This is a genomic window from Micromonospora sp. NPDC050200 (assembly GCF_040656135.1).
Taxonomy (GTDB): domain Bacteria; phylum Actinomycetota; class Actinomycetes; order Mycobacteriales; family Micromonosporaceae; genus Micromonospora.
Genome location: NZ_JBFALG010000053.1, coordinates 35,050 through 41,424 on the forward strand (window position 1 = coordinate 35,050; position 6,375 = coordinate 41,424).

General features: G+C 74.3%; 6 protein-coding genes. 1 reads left to right on the forward strand and 5 read right to left on the reverse strand.

What is annotated here, in order from left to right; all coding sequences use genetic code 11:
- Positions 1–39: 39 nt before the first annotated feature.
- From AB0I41_RS27235 to AB0I41_RS27255, 5 genes are all read right to left on the reverse strand, one after another.
- The gene (locus tag AB0I41_RS27235) at positions 40–732 is read right to left on the reverse strand and encodes an ABC transporter ATP-binding protein (RefSeq protein ID WP_357113201.1); all 693 of its coding nucleotides are present in this window, start codon (positions 730–732) and stop codon (positions 40–42) included.
- On the reverse strand, positions 719–1,480 hold the full coding sequence (locus AB0I41_RS27240) for an ABC transporter ATP-binding protein (protein WP_357113204.1): 762 nt from the start codon (positions 1,478–1,480) through the stop codon (positions 719–721). The genes AB0I41_RS27235 and AB0I41_RS27240 overlap by 14 nt, the downstream gene beginning before the upstream one ends.
- Positions 1,481–1,775: 295 nt before the next feature.
- The gene (locus AB0I41_RS27245; RefSeq protein WP_357113206.1) at positions 1,776–2,852 is read right to left on the reverse strand and encodes a zinc-binding dehydrogenase; all 1,077 of its coding nucleotides are present in this window, start codon (positions 2,850–2,852) and stop codon (positions 1,776–1,778) included.
- Entirely contained in the window at positions 2,849–4,291 is a 1,443-nt protein-coding gene (locus AB0I41_RS27250; protein WP_357113209.1) for an aldehyde dehydrogenase family protein, read from the reverse strand. The genes AB0I41_RS27245 and AB0I41_RS27250 overlap by 4 nt, the downstream gene beginning before the upstream one ends.
- Before the next feature lie 43 nt (positions 4,292–4,334).
- Positions 4,335–4,991, reverse strand: coding sequence for a TetR/AcrR family transcriptional regulator C-terminal domain-containing protein (locus tag AB0I41_RS27255; protein ID WP_357113211.1), 657 nt, complete (start codon positions 4,989–4,991; stop codon positions 4,335–4,337).
- Between the two features lie 86 nt (positions 4,992–5,077).
- On the opposite strand from AB0I41_RS27255, the gene AB0I41_RS27260 reads away from it, so the two are divergent.
- The gene (locus AB0I41_RS27260; RefSeq protein ID WP_357113213.1) at positions 5,078–6,250 is read left to right on the forward strand and encodes an acyl-CoA dehydrogenase family protein; all 1,173 of its coding nucleotides are present in this window, start codon (positions 5,078–5,080) and stop codon (positions 6,248–6,250) included.
- Positions 6,251–6,375 lie beyond the last annotated feature (125 nt).

The following is a 6,375-nucleotide window of genomic DNA, read 5'->3' on the forward strand; positions in this document are numbered from 1 at the left end:
CGTACCGCGCGGGCACCGCGCGGGTCAGCCGTCGAAAATTCAGATCCCGAGGTACGCCAGCAGCTCGCGCTCCCGCGAGCGCACCTCGGAGTTGGCCATCGCCTCCACGACACGTCCCTCGGCCAGCAGGTAGTGCCGGTCGGCGACGCCGGTGGCGAAGTGCAGGTTCTGCTCGACCAGCAGCACGGTCACCCCGTGCCGCTTTGCCTCCCGCAGCAGGTCGCCGACCTGCTGCACGAGCAGCGGCGACAGCCCCTCCGTGGGCTCGTCGCAGAGCAGCAGCCGGGCGCCCATCCGCAGCACCCGGGCCAGGGCGAGCATCTGCTGCTCGCCGCCGGAGAGCATGGTCGCCGCCGAGTCGCGGCGGGCGTACAGGGCGGGGAACGCCTCGTACACCCGCTCCAGCGGCCACGGGTCGGGGCCGACCCGGGGCGGCAGGGTCAGGTTCTCGGTGACGCTGAGGGTGGCGTACGCGCCCCGGTCGTCGGGGACCCAGCCGAGCCCGAGCCGCGCCCGCTTGTACGCCGGCAGCCGGCTGACGTCCCGCCCGTCCAGCTCGACGGTGCCGCGCTGGCCGGGGTGCAGCCCCATCACGCAGCGCAGCAGGGTGGACTTGCCGGCGCCGTTGCGCCCGACCAGGGTGACCACCTCGCCGGCGGCGACGTCCAGGCTCACCTCCCGCAGCACCTGCGCCTCGCCGTAACAGGCGGAGAGGGTGTCAATGCGCAGCATCAGCGGCTCCCAGGTAGGCGGTGATGACCCGGTCGTCGGCGCGGACCTGCTCGTACGGGCCCTCGACCAGCACCGTGCCGGCCTGCAGGACGGTGACGGTGTCGGCGAGCCGGCCGACGACGCTCATGTTGTGCTCGACCATCACCACGGTCCGGCCGGCCCGGACCCGGGCGATCAGCTCCACGGTGCGGTCGACGTCCTCCAGCCCCATCCCGGCGGTCGGCTCGTCGAGCAGCAGCACCTTCGGGTCGAGGGCGAGAGCGATGGCCAGTTCCAGGGCGCGCTTGCGCCCGTAGGCGAGGGCCTCGGCCGGGGCCTCGGCCAGCGCGCCGAGCCCGACCATGTCCAGCAGCTCGTCGGCCCGCTCGCGGTAGCGGCCCATCAGGTTGGCCGACCGCCAGAACCGCCAGCCGAGCCCGCTCGGGCTCTGCAACGCCAGCTCCACGTGCTCGCGGGCGGACAGCTGCGGAAAGAGGCTGGTGATCTGGAACGAGCGGGCCACCCCGAGCCGGGCCACCCGCTCCGGGGGCAGGCCGGTGACGTCCCGGCCGTCGAGCTCGATCCGGCCGTCGGTGGGCGGCAGGAAGCCGGTGAGCAGGTTGAACAGCGTGGTCTTGCCGGCGCCGTTGGGGCCGACGAGCGCGTGCACGCTCTCCGGGGCGATGTCGAGGTCGACGTGGTCGACCGCACGGAAGCCCCGGAAGTCACGGGTCAGCCCGCGCGCCGACAGGAGCGCTTGCCCGGCCATCGCCTCATCCTCCGCAGGTCACTGGCGACGGCCGGGTCGGTGACCGAGGTCACAGGGCCGTCGCGTGCAGGAAACCTACGGTGCACGGCCGGAGTCGAGCCATGTCGATCCACCACACTTTCGGCCCGTCCGGCGCGGGGGTGGCCGACATGACCGCTTCCCGGGGAGCACTCGAACGGCATCGACGCCGGTGAGCGGATGACCCGCGTGACCGCTCCCATGTGGGCCGGCCACCTGACCCGGGTGGGCGCGGATGCCGGCGCCCGGGATGGCGCCGTGGGCGCGGGCGGGCGCGTCAGTCGGGGAAGGTGACCACCCAGCGGGCGCCCTCGCCGCGGGCGAGCCGGTCGAACGCGGCCGGCGCCTCGTCGAGACTGACCAGTCCGCTGATCAGCGGGCCGAGGTCGAGCCTGCCGTCGCCGACCTCGCGGGCCAGGCCGGGCACCTGCCGGTCGGGGTCCGACGAGCCGTACACGGAGGAACGCAGCGTCCGGGCGGAGTGGAAGATGTCCAGCGCGGAGAGGCTGACCAGGTCGTCCCTGCCGCCCATGCCGACCACGGTGACCGCTCCCCCGCGCCGGGTGAGCCGCCAGGCCGTCCGGATGGTGGCCGCCCGCCCCACGCACTCGAAGGCGTGGTCGACGCCGCGCCCCTCGGTGAGCGCCCGGATCTCCTTCGGCAGCCGGTCGTCCGGGAGCAGGAAGTGCGTGGCCCCGGCGGCGAGGGCCAGCCCCCGTTTCGCCTCGGCCACGTCGACCGCGACGATCGGGGCGGCGCCGGCGGCCCGGGCGGCGGTGAGCACCGACAGGCCGACCCCGCCGAGGCCGATCACCGCGACCGAGTCGCCGGCCGCGACCCGGGCGGTGTTGCGGACCGCGCCGGTGCCGGTGAGCACGGCGCAGCCGAGCAGGGCGGCCCGCTCCGGCGGCAGGTCGCCGGGGACCGCGACGACGGCCGCCTCGGGCACCACCACCTCCTCTGCGAACGCGCCGAGCCCGAGCGTGACGTGCAGGGGGGCGCCGTCGGCGGTCTCGCCGCGCGGCACAGCCGGGGCGGTGTTGGCGGCGCAGAGCCAGGGCTCGTCGTGCCGGCAGTGCCAGCACCGCCGGCAGGCCGGCGCCCAGTTGAGCACGACCTGCGTGCCGACCGGCACCCCGGCGCCGGGGCCGGCCTCGACGACCACGCCGGCCGCCTCGTGTCCGAGCACCAGCGGGTACGCGGGCGCCAGCGTGCCGTTGACCATGGACAGGTCGGAGTGGCAGACGCCGGCGGCGCGGACGCGGACCCGCAGCTCGCCGGGGCCGGGCGCGGGCAGGCGTACCTCCTCGACGCGCAGCGGCGCGCCGGGCGCGCGGACGACCAGCGCCCTCACCGCTGGATCGCCTTGATCTCGCGGAACTCGTCGATGCCGTACGGGCCCAGCTCCCGGCCAAGGCCGGACTGCTGGTAGCCGCCGAACGGGGCGAGCGGGTTGAACGCCCCGCCGTTGACGTCCACCTGCCCGGTACGCAGCCGCCGCGCCACGGCCAGCGCCCGGTCGCCGTCGGCGGACCAGACCGCGCCGGCCAGGCCGTAGCGGGAGTTGTTGGCGATGGCCACGGCCTCGTCGTCGTCGCCGAACGGGAGGACGGCGAGCACCGGGCCGAAGACCTCCTCCTGGGCGAGCGCGCTGTCGGGGTGCACGTCGGCCAGGACGGTCGGGGCGACGAAGTGCCCCCGGGGCGGCAGCGGGGCGTCGGGGCCACCGGCGACGAGTCGCGCCCCGTCGGCGAGGGCCCGGTCGACGTGACCGCGGACCCGCTCGGCCTGGGCGGCGGAGACCAGCGGGCCGAGCCGGGTGGCCGGGTCGAACGGGTCTCCCGGCCGGTACGCCGCGACGGCCCGGGCCACCAGGTCGAGTGCCTCGTCGTACCGGTCGCGGTGGACCAGCATCCGGGTCCAGGCGATGCAGGTCTGCCCGGAGTTGAGCAGCGCGTTGCCCACCCCGACCTTGACGGCGGTGGGCAGGTCGGCGTCGGCGAGGATCAGGTTGGCCGACTTGCCGCCGAGTTCCAGGGCGACCCGGGCGATCCGGTCGGCGGCCAGGTGGGCGATCCGCCGGCCGGTGGCGGTGGACCCGGTGAACGAGACCATGTCGACGTCGGGGTGGGCGGCCAGGGCCTCGCCGGCCACCGGCCCGGTGCCGGGGACCAGGTTGACCACCCCGGCGGGCAGCCCGGCCTCGGTGACCGCGTCGAAGAGCAGGTACGCCGTCAGCGGGGTCAGCTCGCTGGGCTTGAGCACCACGGTGCAGCCGGCGGCCAGGGCGGGGGCCAGCTTGGCGACGACCTGGTGCAGCGGGTAGTTCCACGGGGTGATCGCGCCGACCACGCCGACCGGTTCGCGGACGACGAGTGAGTTGCCGATCGTCTCCTCGGTCGGCGGTCGGGCGGCCAGCTCGACACAGTCGCGCAGCACGGCCAGCGGCAGGCCGGTCTGCACCCGGGCGGCCAGCTTGAGCGGGGTGCCGAGTTCGAGCGCGACGGTCCGGGCGATGTCGTCGGCACGGGCGGTCAGCGCCGCGTGCAGCCGGTCGAGGTGCGCGGCGCGCTCCGCCGGCGCGGTCGCCGCCCAGCCGGGAAAGGCGGCCCGGGCGGCGGCGACGGCCCGGTCGACGTCGGCCGGGGTGCCGGCCGGCACCTGCCCGACGATCTCCCCGGTGGCCGGGTTCTCCACGGCGATCGGCGCGCCGTCGGACGGGTCGACCCAAGCGCCGCCGAGGTGCAGGTGACGGCGGACCAGGAGCGCGGTGGGCGCGGCGGCGAGATCCATGTCGTCCTTCCCGGTGAGGAAACTAGCGCTGGGAGTTTTGACGCTACCGGTTCGGCGCGGGCGGTTCCACCGCGGCGACGACGCGCCGGTGCTCGGCGGCCAGGCCGTGCAGCAGCGCGTCCAGGCCGAGGGCGAAGGCGCCCTCGTCCACGCTGAGCTGGTGCTCGGCGAGCCGGTGCGCCTGGCCCAGGTGCGGGTAGTGGGCGGCGTACAGCTCGGGGTCCTCGACGAAGCCGCGGGCGAACGAGCCGAGCGCCGACCCGGCCACGAAGTACCGCATCGCCGCGCCGACGTGGGTGGCCCGGGCCGGTGGCCAGCCGGCCTTGACCAGCGCGCCGTAGACCGCGTCGGCCATGGCCAGCGCGGCCGGCCGGCGCCCGGGGCCCTGGGCCAGGTACGGCACGACGTTCGGGTGCGCGGTGAGCGCCGCCCGGTACGACCAGGCCCAGCGACGCAGCGCCTCGCGCCAGTCGTGGTGGGCGAAGGAGCCGATGTCGACGGTGGCGGTGACGCTGTCGGCGACGGCGTCCAGGATGGCCTCGCGGTTGGCGAAGTGGTTGTAGAGCGAGGGCCCGCGCACGCCGAGCGCGGCGGCGAGCCGCCGGGTGGAGAAGGCGGCCAGCCCGTCGACGTCGATCAGGGCCAGGGCCGCGGCGACGATCCGTTCCCGGGTGAGCACGGGCTGCCGGGGTCGGGGCACGTGGCCTCCTCGGGGGTCTGGACGGCAGAAAACTTACACCGCTAGTTTAAGCGGGACGGCCAGCCCCGACGGCGGAAGGGACCAGCATGGACTTCTCACTCACCGACGAGGAGCGGGCGGTCCGGGACACCGTCCGGTCGTTCATCACCCGCGAGGTGCTGCCGCTGGAGCAGGAGCTGCTGCGCCGCGAGCGCGCGCACCAGCCCGGCCTGACCCGCGACGAGCTGCGTGAACTCCAGCAGAAGGCGCGCAAGTTCGGCTTCTGGGGGCTGGCCACCCCAGAGGAGTACGGCGGGATGGACCTGCCCGCCGTCCTGCAGTCGCTGATCTGGACGGAGCTGGGCCGCAGCTTCGTGCCGTTCCGCTTCGGCGGCGAGGCCGACAACATCCTCTTCCACGCCACCGAGGAGCAGAAGCGCGAGTTCCTGCTGCCCACCATCGAGGGGGAGCGGATCTCCTGCTTCGCCATCACCGAGCCCGGCGCCGGTTCGGACGCGGCGAACATCCGGCTGTCGGCCCGCCGGGACGGCGACGACTGGATCCTGGACGGCGAGAAGACCTTCATCACCGGAGGCAACGACGCGGACTTCGCCATCGTGGTCGCGGTGACCGACCGGGAGAAGGGCGCCCGCAACGGTGGGGCGACCGCGTTCCTGGTGGACCGGGCGATGGGCTGGCGCTCGGAGTTCATCCAGACCATGGGCGAGGGCGGGCCGGCGTCGCTGATCTTCGACGGCGTACGGGTGCCGCACCGCAACATCCTCGGCGAGGTGGGTCAGGGCTTCGCGCTGGGCATGGAGTGGATCGGCAAGGGCCGCTACACCATCCCCTCGCACGCCATCGGCATCGCCGAGCGGGCGTTGCAGATGGCCATCGACCACGCCAACACCCGGGAGACCTTCGGCGCGAAGATCGGCACCAACCAGGCCATCCAGTGGATGATCGCCGACTCGGAGACGGAGCTGGAGGCGGCCCGCTGGCTGGTGCTGCGCTCGGCCTGGACGGTCGACCAGGGCATGGACCCCCGGCACGCCTCCTCGATGGGCAAGCTCTACGGGGCCGGCATGGTCAACCGGGTGGTGGACCGGGTGCTCCAGATCCACGGCGGCATGGGCTACACCCGGGAACTGCCGATCGAGCGCTGGTACCGGCAGGTGCGGCTCTACCGGATCTTCGAGGGGACCGACGAGATGCAGCGGCTGATCATCTCGCGGGACCTGCTGCGCGGGTACACCAAGGTCGGCGGCCACCTGGCCTGAGCCGCGTCGCCGCGACCCCGGTCGGCTCCCGGCCGGGGTGGTCAGGAGTTCAAGACCAGCCTGGCCAACATGGTGAAACCCTGTCTCTACTAAAAATACAAAAATTAGCTGGGTGTGGTGGCACA

Excerpts from the sequence above, each read along its gene's own strand:
- AB0I41_RS27240 (WP_357113204.1), bottom strand. The coding sequence starts at position 1,480 with ATGGCCGGGCAAGCGCTCCTGTCGGCGCGCGGGCTGACCCGTGACTTC.
- AB0I41_RS27235 (WP_357113201.1), bottom strand. The coding sequence starts at position 732 with ATGCTGCGCATTGACACCCTCTCCGCCTGTTACGGCGAGGCGCAGGTG.
- AB0I41_RS27260 (WP_357113213.1), top strand. The coding sequence starts at position 5,078 with ATGGACTTCTCACTCACCGACGAGGAGCGGGCGGTCCGGGACACCGTC.
- AB0I41_RS27250 (WP_357113209.1), bottom strand. The coding sequence starts at position 4,291 with ATGGATCTCGCCGCCGCGCCCACCGCGCTCCTGGTCCGCCGTCACCTG.